We start from the raw sequence: 17,753 nt of genomic DNA, 5'->3' as shown, positions 1-17,753 counted from the left end.
GACCGGTTGTCTCAGAAAATGACGATGAATGTTGTAGTGGTGGAGTCGCCTTCCAAGGCAAAGACGATCAACAAGTACCTCGGGCCCGGCTACAAGGTGCTGGCTTCGTTCGGCCATGTGCGCGACCTGCCGGCTAAGGACGGTTCGGTGCGCCCGGACGAAGACTTCGACATGTCCTGGGAAGTCGACGCTGCCTCGGCGAAACGGATGAAGGACATCGCCGACGCGGTGAAATCCTCCGACGGCCTTATTCTGGCAACCGACCCGGATCGCGAGGGTGAAGCGATTTCCTGGCACGTGCTCGATCTTCTGAAGAAAAAGAAGGTGCTCGGCGACAAGCCGGTCAAGCGCGTCGCCTTCAACGCTATCACCAAGAAGGCGGTTCTCGAGGCAATCGCCCATCCGCGTGACATCGACATTTCGCTGGTCGACGCCTATCTGGCGCGCCGCGCGCTCGACTACCTCGTCGGCTTCAACCTGTCGCCGGTGCTCTGGCGCAAGCTGCCGGGCGCCCGCTCGGCCGGCCGCGTGCAGTCGGTAACGCTGCGCCTCGTCTGCGACCGCGAATCCGAGATCGAGCGCTTCATCTCCGAAGAATACTGGAACATCTCGGCGCTCTTGAAGACGCCACGCGGCGACGAGTTCGAGGCTCGCCTTGTTTCGGCCGACGGCAAGCGTCTTGCCCCAAGGGCCGTCGGCAACGGCGAGGAAGCCAACCGCCTGAAGACCCTGCTCGATGGCGCGGCTTACGTGGTCGACAGCATCGAAGCAAAGCCGGTCAAGCGCAATCCGTCGCCGCCGTTCACCACCTCGACGCTGCAGCAGGCCGCCTCCTCCAAGCTCGGCTTCTCGGCCTCACGCACCATGCAGGTCGCGCAGAAGCTCTACGAAGGCGTCGACATCGGCGGCGAGACCGTCGGTCTGATCACCTATATGCGTACCGACGGTGTACAGATGGCGCCGGAAGCGGTGGAAGCGTCGCGCAAGGCGATCGCCAGCCAGTTCGGCGAACGCTACCTGCCGGAAAAGCCGCGCTTCTACTCCACCAAGGCGAAGAACGCCCAGGAAGCGCACGAAGCCATCCGCCCGACCGATTTCAACCGCACGCCGGATGAGGTCCGCCGTTTCCTCGATGGTGACATGCTCAGGCTCTACGACCTCGTCTGGAAGCGCGGCATCGCCAGCCAGATGGCATCGGCCGAGATCGAGCGCACGACGGCTGAAATCACCGCCGACAACGGTGGCCAGAAGGCCGGCCTGCGCGCCACGGGTTCCGTCATCCGCTTCGACGGCTTCATCGCCGCCTATACGGATGCCAAGGAAGACGGCGAGCAGACGGACGACAGCGAAGACGACGGCCGCCTGCCGGAGATCAATGCGCGGGAGAACCTCGCCAAGCAGAAGATCAACGCCTCGCAGCACTTCACCGAGCCGCCGCCGCGCTATTCCGAAGCAAGCCTGATCAAGAAGATGGAAGAGCTCGGCATCGGCCGTCCGTCCACCTATGCCGCGACGGTCACCACCCTGCTCGACCGCGACTACATCACCAACGACAAGCGCAAGCTCATCCCCCAGGCCAAGGGCCGGCTGGTGACGGCGTTCCTCGAAAGCTTCTTCACCCGTTACGTCGGCTACGACTTCACGGCATCGCTCGAAGAAAAGCTCGACCAGGTCTCGGCCGGCGAGGTCAACTGGAAAGACGTACTACGCGACTTCTGGAAGGACTTCTTCGCCCAGATCGAGGAAACCAAGGAATTGCGCGTCACCAACGTGCTCGATGCGCTGAACGAGGAACTGGCGCCGCTGGTCTTCCCGAAGCGCGAGGACGGCGGCGATCCGCGCATCTGCCAGGTCTGCGGCACCGGCAAGCTGTCGCTGAAGCTCGGCAAGTACGGCGCCTTCGTCGGCTGCTCGAACTATCCGGAGTGCAACTTCACCCGCCAGCTTTCCTCCGAAAGCAACGGCGAGGAGGCCGCGGTTTCGAACGAGCCGCAGGCGCTCGGCAAAGACCCGCATACCGGCGAGGAAATCACGCTCCGGAGCGGCCGGTTCGGCCCCTATGTCCAGCGTGGTGACGGCAAGGAAGCCAAGCGCTCAAGCCTGCCGAAGGGCTGGACGCCGTCGACGATCGACCACGAAAAGGCGGTCGCTCTGCTGTCGCTGCCGCGCGATATCGGTGCCCATCCGGAAAGCGGCAAGATGATCTCGACCGGCCTTGGCCGCTACGGACCGTTCGTGCTGCACGACGGCACCTACGCCAACCTTGAATCGATCGAGGACGTCTTCTCGATCGGCCTCAATCGCGCCGTCTCGGTTCTCGCCGACAAGCAGTCGAAGGCCGGTGCCGGCCGTGGCCGTACCGCCGCCGCATCGCTCAAGGAACTTGGTGACCATCCCGACGGTGGTCCGATCACCGTTCGCGACGGCCGCTACGGCCCCTATGTCAACTGGGGCAAGGTCAACGCCACCCTGCCGAAGGGCAAGGATCCGCAGTCGGTGACGGTCGAGGAGGCACTTGTGCTGATCTCGGAGCGTGCCGCCAAGGGCGGAACGACCAAGGGCAAGGCAACCAAGGCCAAGACGACCAAGGCAGCGGCGAAGTCCGAGGACGGCGCCAAGGCGACCAAGGCTAAGGCCAAGGCGCCCGCCAAGAGCAAAACAAAGACGGCCGCCAAGGCCAAGAAGGACTGATCTTGACCAGAATACCGCGCGACCCGACCGAACAGTCCGGCAAGAGAAGCCAGGGCAAGAAGCCAGCTCGCGCGGCAAAGGGCGGATCGGCCCAGCCAAGCGAACCGATTATCCACGGCGCGGTCCCGCCGCGTGACGTGCTGATGCGCTTCATCGCCGAAAACCCGGACCGCGCCTCCAAGCGCGAGATTGCCAAGGCCTTCGGGCTGAAGGGCGAGACCCGCGTCGAACTGAAAGCCCTGCTGAAGTCGCTGGAAGTCGAAGGTCTGGTCGAAAAGAAGCGCAAGTCGCTGGTGCGTCCGGGCGCCCTGCCCCCCGTGACCGTGCTCGACATCACCATCCGCGATGTCGACGGCGAGCTGATCGGCCGTCCGGCCGAATGGCTAGACGACGACGGCGTCGCGCCTGCGGTGCTGATCAAGCAGTCGGCCGTCGCCAAGGGTAAGGGCAAGGCTCCGGTCGGCGGTCTCGGCGACCGGGTGCTCGCCAAGATCTTCCCGGCCAAGGAACGGGGCGGCCCGGCCTATACGGCGCGCATCATCAAGGTGCTGGACAAGCGCAAGGATGCCGTGCTCGGTGTCTTCCGCTCGACGCCTGGCGGCGGCGGACGGCTGATGCCGATCGAAAAGCGCGGCGAGGAAATCCTGGTTGATCCGGAGTTCACCGGCAACGCTCAGGACGGTGACCTGGTCGAGGTGCAGCTGTCGCGGCTCGGCCGCTACGGCCTGCCGCGCGCGCAGGTGCAGACCGTCATCGGTTCGGTTGCCTCGGAAAAGGCGATCTCGATGATCGCCATCCACGCCCATGGCATCCCCCACGTCTTCCCGGAGCGGGTGATCGAGGAGGCGAACGCCGCCGGTCCAGCCACAATGGCGCACCGCGAGGACTGGCGCTCGCTGCCGCTGATCACCATCGACCCGGCCGACGCCAAGGACCATGACGACGCCGTGTATGCGGAGCCGGATCCGTCCGAAGACAATCCCGGCGGCGTCATCGTCACCGTGGCGATTGCCGACGTCTCCTACTACGTGCGCCCGAAGTCCGCGCTCGACCTGGAAGCGCTGAAGCGCGGCAACTCGGTCTACTTCCCCGATCGGGTCGTGCCGATGCTGCCGGAACGCATCTCCAACGATCTCTGCTCGCTCAAGGAAGGCGTCGACCGCCCGGCGCTTGCCGTGCGCATGCGCTTCTCCAAGGAGGGCCGCAAGGCCGGCCATACCTTCCATCGCATCATGATGAAGAGTGCGGCAAAACTCTCCTACCAGCAGGCGCAGACGGCGATCGACGGCAATCCGGATGACAAGACCGGACCGATCCTCGAGACGATCCTGAAGCCGCTCTGGGAAGGCTATCGCATCCTCACCCGCGGGCGCGACCGGCGTCAGCCGCTCGAGCTCAACATGCCCGAGCGCAAGATCATCCTGAAGCCCGACGGCACGGTCGATCGTGTCCACGTTCCCGAACGCCTCGACGCGCACAAGCTGATCGAGGAGATGATGATCCAGGCAAACGTCGCTGCCGCCGAGACGCTGGAGCAGAAGCGGCAGGCACTCATCTACCGCGTGCACGACCAGCCGTCGCTTGCCAAGCAGGAAAGCCTGCGCGAATTCCTCGCGACGCTCGACATCTCGCTCGTCAAGGGCGGCAACATGCGTTCGAACCACTTCAACGGCATTCTCGCCAAGGCCGAAGGCAAGCCCTTCGAGACGATGGTCAACGAGATGGTGCTGCGCTCGCAGAGCCAGGCGATCTACAGCCCGGAGAACATCGGGCACTTCGGCCTCAACCTTTTGAAGTACGCGCACTTCACCTCGCCGATCCGACGTTATGCCGACCTCATCGTGCACCGGGCGCTGGTTGCCTCGCTCGGTCTGGGCGAAGGCGGGCTGACGCCGCAGGAGGAAGCCGTACTCGACGACATCGCCGCCGAGATCTCGACCTTCGAGCGCCGCGCCATGGCGGCCGAGCGCGACACGGTCGATCGGCTGATCGCGCACCATCTCAACGGTCGCGTCGGCGAAGAATTCGATGGCCGCGTCTCCGGTGTCACCAAGGCGGGACTCTTTGTCACCCTGCCCGCCTATGGCGCCGACGGCTTCGTTCCGATATCAACACTCGGACGCGACTACTTCATCTATGATGAGGCACATCAGGCGCTGTCCGGCGAGAAGACCGGGCTCGGCTATCGCCTCGGCGATCCCGTACGCGTCAAGCTCGTCGAGGCCGTGCCGCTTGCCGGTGCGCTTCGCTTCGAGATGCAGAGCGAAGGACGCAAGATGCCGACGGCAACGCGCTCCTTCCACAAGTCCGGTCGCAGGGATCGCACCGGCGCCCGGAAGAAGCCGGGAACACGGCCGCCGCGCGGCCGGCGATAGGGTCCCCGATAGGACAGAGGAATGCACATGAAAGCAGCATCAGGCGAAACACTTCATCTGGGCGGGTCCAAAAGCGACGAGCGCTCCGTTGGTCTTTCGATGAAGCGCGGCTTTCTCGGCCGCTGTCCGGCGTGTGGCAGCGGCAAGCTGTTTCGCAGCTACCTCAAGTCGGTTGAGACGTGCGCGGCCTGCGGCGAGCGCATGGACCACCACCGCGCCGACGACTTCCCGCCCTATATCGTCGTGACCATCGTCGGCCACCTCGTGCTTGCCGGCTATATGGCGACCGACCTCATTTTGCCGCTCAACAGCTGGCAGCATCTCGCCATCTGGGCGCCGATCACCGTCATCAGTTCGCTGGCGCTGCTGCAGCCTGTAAAGGGCGCCGTCATCGGCCTGCAATGGGCGCTGAAGATGCATGGCTTCGGCGGACACGAGGATGCCCCCGAGGACGTACTGCCGCCGAGGGACGAACGGGCATGACGCCGGCGCGGGAGACGGGCAGCGAGCCCAAGCCTCCGCGTCCCGCGACCCTGCGGCCCCGGGATGCCGCTTCGATCATGCTGCTCGATCGCGTTGGCGGCCGCGTGCACGTGCTGATGGGGCGGCGCCATAGTGCCCACGCCTTCATGCCGGATCTCTACGTGTTCCCCGGCGGACGTCGCGATACTGGCGATCACCGAATTGGCTTCGGTTCCGATCTCCATCCCTCCGTCCTGCGAACGCTGAAGGTAGCCGGCGCGCGCGGGCTGTCCGATGCTCGGGCACGCGCCCTCGCGCTTGCCGCCTTGCGGGAACTCTACGAGGAAGCCGGCATCGCCATAGGCGCGCCGCTTCCGTCCGCGGAAGCTACCGTTCCCTTTCTTCCCGATCTTGCAAAGTTGCGCTATATGGCTCGGGCCATCACCCCTCCAGGCAACACGAGGCGGTTCGATACGCGCTTCTTCGCCGTGTTCGCCGACGAGGCCGAAATCGATCCCACGCGGTTCCTGGACAGTCGGGAGCTTCAGGATTTGCAGTGGATCGATGTGAACGCTACGCCGTCGCTACGGATACCTGACATCACCGCGGTCATCCTCGCGGACCTCAGGAACGGACTGGACGCCGATCCTTCGCTGCCCTGCGAACGACCGGTTCCGCTCTACACCTCGCGCCATGGGCGCTTCGTGCGCACGTTGCTCTAAGGATCCGCGTCAGATGTCACAGCCATCGCCCGGTACGGCTGCACCGGTTGAGGAAATTCACTGGCGGTCGCTGATCGCGGCCGTCGCCGCAATCAGCGCGGTCGGCATCGCCATTGGCCTCGGCCTACCGCTGCTTTCCATCATCATGGAGAAGCGCGGGATTTCCTCGACCCTCATCGGCCTGAACTCGGCCATGGCGGGCCTGGCATCGATGGTGGCTGCCCCGTTCACGACGAAGTTCGCTCACCGACATGGCGTAGCGCCGACGATGCTCTGGGCCGTACTGATCGCGGCCACCAGCGCGCTCGGCTTTTATTACATCACCAATTTCTGGCTCTGGTTCCCGCTCCGGATCGTCTTCCACGGAGCGATCACCGTCCTCTTCATTCTCTCCGAGTTCTGGATCAACGCGACGGCGCCGCCGCGCAAGCGCGGCTTCGTGCTCGGGATCTACGGCACATTCCTGTCGCTCGGGTTCCTGACCGGACCGCTTCTCTTCTCGATCCTCGGCAGCGAAGGCCTCCTGCCCTTCCTCGTCGGCGCCGGCGTCATCCTGTTGGCGTCCGTGCCGATCTTTCTTGCGCGCGACGAAAGCCCTGTCATCGACGAGAAGCCGGAGCGGCATTTCCTGCGCTATGTCTTCCTCGTGCCCACGGCAACGGCCGCCGTCTTCATCTTCGGCGCGGTCGAATCAGGCGGCCTTTCGCTGTTCCTCATCTTTGGAACACGGTCCGGTTTCAGCGAATCGCAGGCGGCGCTGCTGCTGACGGTCATGGGCGTCGGCAACTTCATCTTCCAGATCCCGGTCGGCATGCTTTCCGACAGGGTCAAAGACCGCCGCACACTGCTCTCGGCGATGACACTGATCGGCCTCATCGGCGCGCTGTTCCTGCCGCTCTTGGTCGAGAGCTGGTTCCTGATGGCAATCGTGCTGTTGTTCTGGGGCGGCTGCGTCTCCGGCCTCTACACGGTCGGCCTTAGCCACCTGGGCTCGCGGCTTCAGGGCGCGGATCTCGCGGCCGCCAACGCGGCCTTCGTGTTTTCCTATGCCGTCGGTACCGTCGCTGGACCGCAGGCGATCGGCGCGGCGATGGACGCCACCGGCAACAACGGTTTTGCCTGGGCGATCGCCGGCTTTTTCGGTCTCTATGTCGCGCTTTCGGTGGTCAGGATCGTTTTGAAACCAAAACGGTCTTGACTTTTCGGCCGCGATTTGTAGTTTCGCGCCAACCTTGCCCGTGGCCCGCAACCGGTTGTCCACGGCTTTCATTGTTACAAAGGCAGGACGACCATGGCAAAAGCCACCACCATCAAGATCAAGCTGCTTTCGACAGCCGACACGGGTTTCTTCTACGTCACGACCAAGAACAGCCGTACGATGACGGAAAAGATGACGAAGACCAAGTACGACCCGGTCGTCAAGAAGCACGTCGAATTCAAGGAAACCAAGATCAAGTAAGATCGCCGGTTTTCGGGAATTGAAGGGCGCCGACCGCAAGGTCTGGCGCCTTTTCCTTTTTGGGCCAGCGCCTTGGGCATCTCGTAAATTTGCCGAGCGCAACGCGTTCACGCCGGCCCCAGCAAACGGCTCGCCCTCCCCGGCTCTTGTCCCAGAATCAAAACGCCGCCCCGAAGGCGGGACGGCGTGTCGGAAAGGGGGTCGGCTGGCCTCTGACTGCGGCACGAGGATTCCGCGGACGCCAAAAGCCAACCGACCGACCCCACGACCCAGGAGATGCGGCGGACCTGAGCATCATGGGGTAACGAATATCGCAGAAGGCCGATGCCCCCTCTTTCATGAGCATCACCTGAAAATAAAAAAAAATCAACGAATTCTTAATGCGCGGAGCGGTGCCGCTCGGCGCATGGTTAATTCTGTATCAGACCTGGACAGGCACACTGCATGATCCCTGCTGCTACCCAAACTCCCCGGTAGCAAGAGGTGACGCGAGAATACAACTTTGAATGCAGGCCGCAAGAGGCGGCCCAAGAAATTCCTTGAAGGGCGCCGGGGCCCGAGACGCGTTGGCCGCGGCTCAGGCGGCGGCTGCCACCACCCGGTTACGGCCTTCGTGCTTGGCCTGATAGAGCGCCGTGTCGGCGCGCTTCAGCAGCGCTTCGGCCGTGTCGTTGCCGGGCCGGAGCGTCGCAATCCCCATGGATGCGGTGACCTTCAAGGGACCATCCGCCTGCGGGATCGCAAATGGCAGGCTTTCGATGATCGTTCGCAGACGTTCCGCGACACCGGCTGCCATTTCGGCGGAGGTGTCCGGCATCACCACGATGAACTCTTCCCCGCCGAACCGGCAGGCAAGATCGGCTCCCCGCACCGTCGTGCGGATGCGATTGGCGAATTCCCGCAGCACTTCGTCGCCGACATCATGACCATAGGTATCGTTGACCTGCTTGAAGCGGTCGATGTCAGTCATGCAGATGGACAGCGGCCGCCCGCGCGCGGCGGCACGATCCATCAGCAGCTTCAGGTGCGTGTCGAAATAGCGCCGGTTGTGCAGCCCGGTGAGGCCGTCGGTGACGGCAAGCTCGATGGTCTGCTGCACGCTAGACCGCAGCCTGTCATTGCAGTGCTTGCGCCGGATCTGGGTCATAGAGCGGGCGATCAGCTCGTTGGGATCGACCGGCCGCATCAGGTAATCCGTCACGCCGAGATCGAGCGCACGCACGACCAGTTCGTCGCTGCCCTGCTCGGCGATCAGCAGGATCGGGATGAAACGGGTACGCTCCAGCGAGCGCAACTGCGAGCAGAGCCGCAGCGGATCGTAGTCGTCGAAATTCGCATTGACGATGACGAGGTCGAAATTGTTCTCCGCCGCCTCGAACAGTGCGGCCTGCGGATCGGAGATGACCGAGACCTCGGCAATCGGCTTCAGCGCACGCTGCAGCCGCTCCTGCGATGAGCCGCGGCCATCGACGAGCAGGACGTTGCCGGGCTCGTCTGGCCGGTCCGCCCGGCCGATATCCTCAAGCCCGATCGTCTGCGCCGTCTGCGCCCGCAGACGCAGCTCGTCGCTGACGTTCTTCAGCCGCACCAGGCTCTTCACCCGCGACATCAGTTGCAGATCGTTGACGGGCTTCGTCAGAAAATCATCGGCCCCGGCCTTCAGGCCACGCACCCGGTCCGAAGGCTGGTCGAGCGCGGTGACCATGACCACCGGGATATGCGCCGTCTTCGGGTTGGCCTTCAGCCGCTCGCAGACTTCGAAACCATCGAGGCCGGGCATCATGATATCGAGCAGCACCAGATCGATGGGCGTCTTTTCGCAGAGCGCCAGGGCGGCATAACCGTCACTGGCCGTCAGCACGTCGAAGTACTCGGCAACCAGCCGGGCCTCGAGCAGCTTCACATTGGCCGGAACATCATCGACAACAAGAATACGCGCAGTCATATCAATTTTCCCGCCGCTCAGGCATCGCCCAGGTAGGTTTTGATCGTCTCAATGAACTTTGGTACCGAGATCGGCTTGGAGACATAGGCTTCGCAGCCGCCTTGGCGGATCCGTTCCTCGTCGCCCTTCATGGCAAAGGCGGTAACCGCGATGACCGGGATGACGTGCAGTTCGTCGTCTTCCTTCAGCCACTTCGTCACTTCCAGCCCGGAAACCTCCGGCAGCTGGATGTCCATCAGGATAAGATCGGGCCGATGCTTGCGCGCAAGCTCGAGCGCTTCCATGCCGTTGCGAGTCTGGATCGTCGCATAGCCGGAGGCCTCGATCAGGTCGCGGAAGAGCTTCATGTTCAGCTCGTTGTCCTCAACAATCATCACCTGTTTGGGCATGTCGATCCCTTGCTGTCCATCGTCACCTTGCAAGTCTCCTCAGGACAATTAACGTGCGGAGCCGACGACTCGACCCATTTCCTCAACGTCAGAGATAGGCCTATTTGGTTGAAAAATAGGTAACTCCGCACGTAAAAACCATACGGGGACAAACCATTGAAGAGCGCCGACGAAATTGCAGTAGACATTCTCGCCTGGCTTGCCGGCGAGCCGGAACTCCTGTCCCGTTTCCTGGCGCTGACCGGCACGGACCCGACGGCGCTGCGCAACGCTATCGCCGAACCCGGTTTCATGGGCGGGCTCGTCGCCTTTCTGATGGACCATGAGCCGACCCTGATGGCATTCTGTACAGCGACCGGTACGGCGCCCGAAGACGTTGTGCGCGCCCATACGGTCCTTTCCGGCCACGCAGGCTTCGAGGATTGAGGGTGGCAAACGCACCGACAGTTCGCAGCATCACGCTTGGCAACCGCCCGCTGATCGTCAGTGACATCGACGATGTCGTGCTTGAATTCATCAATCCGTTCAAAGCGTTCCTCGGGAGCTGCGGCCATGTGCTGCTGCCCCGGTCGTTCCGCCTGACCGGCAACATCATCACGCATGCCGACGAGCAGCCGGTGGCGGAGCCGGAGGTCAAAATCCTGCTCGACGCCTTCTACGGCTCGCAGGATCGTTGGCAGACGCCCGCCGCCAGCGCCGTCGAGACGCTCGCCGCATTGTCGGAGGAAGCCGATATCGTCTTTCTGACCGCGATGCCGCCGCAACACGCCGCGGTCCGCCGCGCGCTTCTCGATCAGCTCGGCCTTCCCTATCCGCTGCTTGCGTCCGAAGAGCCCAAGGGCCCGATCGTCCAAAAACTTCACGGCGGTCGAACCGTCCCGCTGGTCTTCATCGACGACATGCTTCGCAATTTGCGATCGGTGAAGGATCACGCGCCGTCCTGCCTGCCGATCAACCTGATGGCCGACTCGGAATTCAAGGCGCTCGCGCCGAAGCTCGACGCAGACATTCGTGCTGTCGCCGATTGGCCGGAGGCAGCCGCCGCCATTCGCGCGCATTTCCGCCGCTAGCCCGGACCGGCAGCCCGTCGGCGCAAATTCAGCTACGCCGGCGCTGCGCGAGACGCGCCCGACGATCCTTTTCAACGGCGACAATTGCATTGTGATTTCCAATCGCGCCTCCTTGAGACTCGCTAGAGTAGAGCTTAAGGTCGCAATGTTCAATATTTGTTCCCGATATGCCCGACAGCGCTGCTCACTCTCCAGGCTTCTGCCGCGACTGCCTCAAGGAACAGGCGGCGTCGGTGCGGCGCTGCCTAGCCTGCGGCAGCCCGCGCATTCTGCGGCATGCCGAGCTCTATGACCTGACGCTGGCGCACATCGATTGTGACGCCTTCTATGCCTCGATCGAGAAGCGCGACAACCCGGAGCTCGCCGACAAGCCTGTGATCATCGGTGGCGGCAAGCGCGGCGTGGTCTCTACCGCCTGCTACGTCGCCCGCATTCACGGCGTGCGCTCGGCGATGCCGATGTTCAAGGCGCTGGAAGCCTGTCCGCAGGCCATCGTCATCAAGCCCAATATGGAGAAATACGCCCGTGTCGGCCGCGAGGTGCGCACGCTGATGCAGGAGCTGACACCGCTGGTGCAGCCACTGTCGATCGACGAGGCCTTCCTCGAACTCAGCGGCACGGAGCGGCTGCATCACGATCCGCCGGCGCGCACGCTTGCGCGTCTTGCCCGCCGGATCGAGTTGGAGATCGGCATCACCGTCTCGGTCGGCCTCTCCTATTGCAAGTTCCTCGCCAAGGTGGCCTCCGACCTGCAAAAGCCGCGCGGCTTTTCCGTCATCGGCCAGGCCGAAGCGCTGGACTTCCTGCGGGAAAAACCGGTGACCCTGATCTGGGGCGTCGGCAAGGCCTTTGCCGCGACGCTGGAGCGTGACGGCGTGCGCACGATCGGGCAATTGCAGACCATGGAGGAAGGCGACCTCATGCGCCGCTACGGCACCATGGGGCAACGGCTCTTCCGCCTGTCGCGCGGGCTCGACGAAAGAGCGGTCGAAATCGACGGCGAAGCCAAGAGCGTATCCGCAGAGACGACGTTCAACGACGATATCGCGCGCTACGACGACCTTGTCACGCATCTGCGGCGCCTTAGCGAACAGGTGGCCCACCGGCTGCGAAAGTCCGAACTCGCCGGCCAGACGGTCGTTCTCAAGCTCAAAACCGCCGACTTCAAGATCCGCACCCGCAACAGGCGCCTGGACAGCCCTACCCGCCTGGCCGACCGCATCTTCCGCATCGGCCTGCAGCTTCTCGAGAAAGAGGCGGACGGAACGAAGTATCGGCTGATCGGCATCGGCGTCAGCGATCTCTCCGCCCCCGATCTCGCCGATCCGCCGGATCTTGTCGATCCCGCGGCCACCAGACGCGCTGCGGCCGAGGACGCGATGAACAGGCTGCGCGACAAGTTCGGCAAGGCGAGCGTTGAAACCGGCTACACGTTCGGCACCAGAAAACGCGATCCGTAGAGCCGCAGGCGCGCTCGAGCAGCCACGCCTCGCAGAGCGATCACGCAACCTTGATCGACCCCACACACGTCAGGATGAATTCCTTAAAGATTGGCGACTAGGCTTGTTCGCCAAGTCACGTGTTGGGTTGAGTGTATGGTATCGCGTTTCGCTCTCACCGCCAGCGTCGTCGCACTGCTCTTGTCGCCGGCCACCGGTTTTGCAGGCAGTCGCGGGCCGCTGCAGATCATCGTCTCGAAGGACCAGCAATCGCTCGTCGTCTATGACGGCGACGCTGTCATTGCGACGTCGCCGGTCTCGACCGGCAAGGCGGGTCACACAACGCCATCGGGAATCTTTTCGATCCTCGAAAAGCGGCGCCATCACAAGTCGAACATCTATTCGAACGCGCCGATGCCCTTCATGCAGCGGCTCACTTGGTCGGGCATTGCGCTGCACGGCTCCAACCATGTGCCGGACTATCCAGCCTCTCATGGCTGCGTGCGGTTGCCGAGCCAATTTGCCGCCTCGCTCTACAAGATGACCGAGCGCGGCGTGCACGTGCTGATCTCCGACCGGCAGATAACGCCCCTGGAGGTCAAGAGCGCCCTGCTCTTCCGCCCGGCTCCGATCGACCTCCAGCCACCGCTTTCCGACGTGCCACTGAGACCGGCGATCAGCCAGGCCGGCGACACGCCGGTGGAAGTGGCAATGCGGGAGCCGCCCGGCGGCGCCCATTCGGCGCGATCCACCGAGGAGCCGATCCGGATCCTGATCACCCGCAGCGACGCACGCGACACCATGCGCGAGGTTCAGTCGTCCCTCGATTTCCTCGGCTACGCACCCGGTGCGATCGACGGCCATGCCGGGCCGGCGACGATTGCGGCCCTGCGCGCCTTCCAGGCAAGCGAGGGCCTCGACGGCGACGGCAAGCTGACGCCGGAACTGACCGACAGGCTTCTGCGCAAGGCCGGCCGTACGCCGCCGCAGAACGGCAAGATCCTCGTGCGGCAAGGCTTCAAGCCGCTCTTTGAGGCAGGGCTTACGATCGACAAGCCGGAAGAGGCACTCGGAACCCATTTCCTCCAGTTCCGCCACAATGAGGAGCAAGGTGCCGAAGGCAAATGGTTCGGCGTCTCGCTTGAGAACCACCTGCCCGCCTCGACGAAGAAGCGCCTCGGCATCTCCATGGAGGCCGATCCCTTCGCCTATAATGGCATCCAGCGCACGCTCGCGCGCATGACGATCTCCGACGATGTGCGCAAGCGCGTGGAAGCGTTGCTCGCCGAAGGCTCATCGCTGTCGATCGCCGATATGGAAAGCGGACTGGAGACCGGTCAGGGCACCGATTTCATCACGATCACCCGGACACGTCCCGGCGACTGATCCGCCCCAGACCGGCAGACGACACCCGAGCAGCGTCCGGCCGCCGGTCGCGAGGTTCCAAACCTGGTCAGACGCCGCTCCGCTGAGATCGAGCGGGTGCGCCCTATCGGATTACACCAGTTCGACGTCGATGACGCCCGGCGCCGAGCGCAGTGCTGCAGCGATCTCCGGTGAAATCCGGAACTTCTCGCTCAGCTCCACTTCGATCTCGCGCTGGCCATTGTCCTTGATGACGACGAAGGAGACGAGACCATCGCCCCTGGTGTTGAGGTGCGAAGCGATCGATTTCAACGGGCCGGAATCGCGCACATAGACGCGCAGCGCCTTCTGCAGTTGCAGCGATTCTTCTTCGAGCGAGCGCAGCGTCTGGATGCGCAGGCCGATGCCTTCCGGCCGCTCTTCGGCAGCCACCGTCATGACCAACGATTTGCCGGGCTCGAGCAGGTCTCGATACTGGTGCAGCATCTCGGAGAACAGAACCGCTTCGAACTGGCCGGAGGAATCCGAGAAGGCAATGATGCCCATCTTGTTGCCGGTGCGTGTCTTGCGCTCCTGCTTCGAGGTCACGGTTCCGGCGAGCCTTCCGGCCGTCGCCCCCTTCTTCACCGAGCCTGCGAAATCACCGAAGTTTTGTACGCGCATCTTGGCGAGCAGCGCATTGTAGGTGTCGAGCGGATGGGCTGAGAGATAGAAGCCAAGCACCTGGAACTCACGGTGCAGCTTTTCCGAGGCGAGCCACGGCGTGTAGGTCGGAAGCGCAATGCGCTCCGGCCCGGTGGCAGCACCTGCGCCGAACATGTCGCTCTGCCCGCTGGTCTTGTTTTCCTGGGCACGCTGGGCAAATCCGAGAATGCGATCGAGCCCGCCGACCAGCTCCGCCCGGTCATAGCCGAAGCAATCGAAGGCGCCGGCGGCAATCAGGCTTTCAAAGACGCGGCGGTTGAGAAGCTTGGGGTCGATCCGCAGGCAGAAGTCTTCGAGGCTTGCAAAGGCCTTGTCGCCGCGAACCTCGACGATGTGCTCGACGGCCGATTCGCCGACGCCCTTGATCGCTGCAAGCGAGTAGTAGATGCGGCTCTCGCCCGTCTGAAAATGCCGGAACGAGGTCTGCACCGACGGGGCGATCACCTCGATGCCCAGACGCTTGGCATCCTGGCGGAAGTCGTTGACCTTTTCGGTGTTGGACATGTCCAGCGTCATCGACGCCGCCAGGAACTCCACCGGATAGTGCGCCTTCATATAGGCGGTCTGATAGGACACGATCGCGTAGGCTGCCGCGTGCGACTTGTTGAAGCCGTAGTTGGCGAACTTGGCGAGCAGGTCGAAAATGAGGTCGGCCTGCGGCTTCGACACCTCGTTCTTGACGGCGCCGTCGACGAAACGGGCGCGCTGCTTGTCCATTTCCTCCTTGATCTTCTTACCCATGGCGCGGCGCAGAAGGTCGGCCTCGCCGAGCGAGTAGCCAGAGAGCACCTGGGCGATCTGCATCACCTGCTCCTGGTAAACGATAACGCCCTGGGTTTCCTTGAGCAGGTGGTCGATCTTCGGATGGATCGACTCGACCTCCTCCTCACCATGCTTGCGGGCGTTATAGACCGGGATGTTCTCCATCGGGCCCGGGCGATAGAGCGCCACCAGCGCGATGATGTCTTCGATGCAGTCGGGCCGCATGCCGATCAGCGCCTTGCGCATGCCGGCACTTTCCACCTGGAACACGCCGACCGTTTCGCCGCGCGACAGCATCTCGTAGGTCTTCGGATCGTCGAGCGGGATGCTCGCCAGATCGACCTCGATGCCGCGCTGCTTCACGAAATCGACGGCGACCTTCAGGACGGTCAGCGTCTTCAGGCCGAGGAAGTCGAACTTGACGAGACCCGCCTGCTCGACCCACTTCATGTTGAACTGGGTGACCGGCATGTCGGAACGCGGATCGCGATACATCGGAACCAGTTGCGACAGCGGCCGGTCGCCGATCACGATGCCGGCGGCGTGGGTCGAGGCGTGGCGGTAGAGGCCCTCGATCTTCTGGGCGATATCGAGCAGGCGGGCGACCACCGGCTCCTTCTCGGCCTCTTCCTGCAGACGCGGCTCTTCCTCGATCGCCTTGGAAAGCGGCGTCGGGTTGGCCGGGTTGTTGGGCACCAGCTTGCAGATCTTGTCGACCTGGCCATAGGGCATTTCCAGCACGCGGCCGACGTCGCGCAAGGCGGCGCGTGCCTGCAGCGAACCGAAGGTGATGATCTGCGCCACCTGCTCGCGGCCATACTTGCGCTGCACGTAGCGGATCACCTCTTCGCGCCGGTCCTGGCAGAAGTCGATGTCGAAGTCGGGCATCGAGACGCGCTCGGGATTGAGGAAGCGTTCGAACAGCAGCGAGAAGCGCATCGGATCGACGTCGGTGATCGTCAGCGCATAGGCGACGAGCGAGCCGGCACCCGAACCGCGGCCCGGCCCGACAGGGATGTCGTGCTGCTTGGCCCATTTGATGAAGTCGGCAACGATCAGGAAGTAACCGGGAAACTTCATGCGCTCGATGACGCTGAGTTCGAAGGCCAGGCGCTCGCGGTATTCCTCTTCGGTGTAGCCGGGCGCCATGCCGAGCCTCGCGAGACGATCTTCGAGGCCCTCCTCCGCCTGGCGACGCAACTCGTCCGACTCGGCCCGCTCGGCCTCCTCCGGATCCGCCGTCGCGCCGGTAAAGCGCGGCAGGATCGGCCCACGGGTCTTCAGCATGAAGGAGCAGCGCCGGGCGATCTCGAGCGTGTTTTCCAGCGCCTCGGGCAGATCGGCAAACAGCGCCGCCATTTCCTTGCGGCTCTTGAGATAATGGTCCGGCGTCAATCGGAAGCGGCTGTCGTCCGAAACCATGGCATTGTGCGCGACCGCCATGAGGGCGTCATGCGCCTCGTAGTCGGAGGGCGACGGGAAGAAGGCTTCGTTGGTGGCGACAAGCGGAATGTCGAACTTGTAGGCCAGTTCGATCATCCGGCTTTCGTGCCGCCGGTCGTAGCCACCGTGGCGCTGCACCTCGATATAGAGCCGATCGCCGAAGAGATCATGCAGGGCTTCGAGGCGCGCTTCGGCGAGCGCCGTCGAGCTCGTCTTCATGGCGACATCCACCGGTCCGCCGGATGCGCCGGTCAGCGCAATCAGGCCTTCGGTGCCGCACTCGGCAAGCCAGGAGCGGGTGATGCGCGTCGCCTGGCTGCCCTCGCCGCTGAGATAGGCGCGGCTGACGAGATCGACGAGGCGGGTATAGCCGTCATCGGTCGCCGCGATCAGCACGATCGACGGCAGCTTGGCAAGCTGGTGCCCATGGCCGCGTCGATCCCCCTCGGTCTCGTCTTCCATGTCGATCGACAGCTGGCAGCCGGTGATCGGCTGCAGCCCGTCACCGGCTGCCTTCTGCGAAAATTCGAGCGCTGCGAAAAGATTGTTGGTGTCGGCGATCCCGATCGCCGGCTGGTTATCGGCAACCGCCTTGCCGATGACCTTCTTCAGCGGCAGGGCGCCTTCGAGCAAGGAGAAGGCAGAGTGGACGCGCAGATGCACGAATTGCGGATCCGTGCCGAGCGCCTCACTCGATGCTGCCTTGCTGTCGTCTGCCATTGTCGCACCCTGATTCCTGTCCACTTGGAAGGATATCCCGTTTATCACCCGCCATGTCCAGATTCCCCTGGCATGTCGTCCCCCTTATTCAACGGGGATGAGGCGCTTTGCGGAGGTGCTTGAGAGAAAATATCGACGCCCGCCTTCAGAGGCCGAGCGCGATGAAAGAGATGCTTGCGATGAACAGGCTCATCGACGCGAAGGCG

The 17,753-nt window shown here is 63.5% G+C and carries 13 protein-coding genes; 10 read left to right on the top strand and 3 right to left on the bottom strand.

The genetic code is table 11. The annotated features are described in order from the left end of the window. Window positions 1-24: 24 nt before the first annotated feature. The 6 genes from topA to rpmG all read left to right on the top strand — a co-directional run bounded on the left by topA (window position 25) and on the right by rpmG (window position 7,709). On the top strand, window positions 25-2,691 hold the full coding sequence (gene topA, locus ACIQUG_RS01290) for a type I DNA topoisomerase (RefSeq protein WP_402316635.1): 2,667 nt from the start codon (window positions 25-27) through the stop codon (window positions 2,689-2,691). Between the two features lie 2 nt (window positions 2,692-2,693). After that, window positions 2,694-5,066 (top strand): ribonuclease R, encoded by a 2,373-nt coding sequence (gene rnr / locus ACIQUG_RS01285; RefSeq protein WP_402316632.1) that lies wholly within the window; start codon window positions 2,694-2,696, stop codon window positions 5,064-5,066. A 27-nt stretch (window positions 5,067-5,093) separates the two neighbouring features. Next, window positions 5,094-5,549 (top strand): DUF983 domain-containing protein, encoded by a 456-nt coding sequence (locus tag ACIQUG_RS01280; protein WP_034795645.1) that lies wholly within the window; start codon window positions 5,094-5,096, stop codon window positions 5,547-5,549. Next, window positions 5,546-6,250 carry an NUDIX domain-containing protein gene (locus tag ACIQUG_RS01275; RefSeq protein ID WP_402316628.1) on the top strand — a complete coding sequence of 235 codons (705 nt, stop codon included), beginning with the start codon at window positions 5,546-5,548 and terminating at the stop codon, window positions 6,248-6,250. Before ACIQUG_RS01280 ends, ACIQUG_RS01275 begins: the two co-directional genes overlap by 4 nt. A gap of 13 nt (window positions 6,251-6,263) precedes the next feature. After that, a complete protein-coding gene (locus ACIQUG_RS01270; RefSeq protein WP_043614093.1) occupies window positions 6,264-7,448 on the top strand; it encodes an MFS transporter in 1,185 nt (394 codons plus the stop codon). Window positions 7,449-7,541: 93 nt separating this feature from the next. Continuing rightward, entirely contained in the window at window positions 7,542-7,709 is a 168-nt protein-coding gene (rpmG, locus tag ACIQUG_RS01265) for a 50S ribosomal protein L33 (RefSeq protein WP_034795357.1), read from the top strand. Window positions 7,710-8,286: 577 nt separating this feature from the next. Here rpmG and ACIQUG_RS01260 read toward each other — a convergent pair. Together ACIQUG_RS01260 and ACIQUG_RS01255 are read right to left on the bottom strand one after the other, a co-directional pair. Beyond that, on the bottom strand, window positions 8,287-9,654 hold the full coding sequence (locus ACIQUG_RS01260; protein WP_402316623.1) for a PleD family two-component system response regulator: 1,368 nt from the start codon (window positions 9,652-9,654) through the stop codon (window positions 8,287-8,289). A 17-nt stretch (window positions 9,655-9,671) separates the two neighbouring features. Next, the gene (locus tag ACIQUG_RS01255; protein ID WP_003537642.1) at window positions 9,672-10,043 is read right to left on the bottom strand and encodes a response regulator; all 372 of its coding nucleotides are present in this window, start codon (window positions 10,041-10,043) and stop codon (window positions 9,672-9,674) included. A gap of 156 nt (window positions 10,044-10,199) precedes the next feature. Here ACIQUG_RS01255 and ACIQUG_RS01250 point away from each other — a divergent pair, with 156 nt between their 5' ends. The 4 genes from ACIQUG_RS01250 to ACIQUG_RS01235 all read left to right on the top strand — a co-directional run bounded on the left by ACIQUG_RS01250 (window position 10,200) and on the right by ACIQUG_RS01235 (window position 13,938). Then, the gene (locus tag ACIQUG_RS01250) at window positions 10,200-10,469 is read left to right on the top strand and encodes a DUF3572 domain-containing protein (protein WP_043614086.1); all 270 of its coding nucleotides are present in this window, start codon (window positions 10,200-10,202) and stop codon (window positions 10,467-10,469) included. Between the two features lie 2 nt (window positions 10,470-10,471). Further along, the gene (locus ACIQUG_RS01245; RefSeq protein ID WP_402316612.1) at window positions 10,472-11,113 is read left to right on the top strand and encodes a hypothetical protein; all 642 of its coding nucleotides are present in this window, start codon (window positions 10,472-10,474) and stop codon (window positions 11,111-11,113) included. A 167-nt stretch (window positions 11,114-11,280) separates the two neighbouring features. Further along, complete coding sequence (locus ACIQUG_RS01240; protein ID WP_402316609.1) at window positions 11,281-12,573, top strand: DNA polymerase IV; 1,293 nt, start codon at window positions 11,281-11,283, stop codon at window positions 12,571-12,573. A gap of 135 nt (window positions 12,574-12,708) precedes the next feature. Then, window positions 12,709-13,938 carry a L,D-transpeptidase family protein gene (locus ACIQUG_RS01235; RefSeq protein ID WP_402316606.1) on the top strand — a complete coding sequence of 410 codons (1,230 nt, stop codon included), beginning with the start codon at window positions 12,709-12,711 and terminating at the stop codon, window positions 13,936-13,938. Between the two features lie 111 nt (window positions 13,939-14,049). On the opposite strand, the gene dnaE is transcribed toward ACIQUG_RS01235, so the two are convergent. Beyond that, entirely contained in the window at window positions 14,050-17,547 is a 3,498-nt protein-coding gene (dnaE, locus tag ACIQUG_RS01230) for a DNA polymerase III subunit alpha (RefSeq protein WP_402316604.1), read from the bottom strand. Window positions 17,548-17,753 lie beyond the last annotated feature (206 nt).

The sequence above is a fragment of the Ensifer sp. NPDC090286 genome (genome assembly GCF_044769565.1).
Taxonomy (GTDB): domain Bacteria; phylum Pseudomonadota; class Alphaproteobacteria; order Rhizobiales; family Rhizobiaceae; genus Ensifer.
Note: the sequence above shows the minus strand (reverse complement) of the source record. Positions and strands in the feature narration are given on the sequence as shown.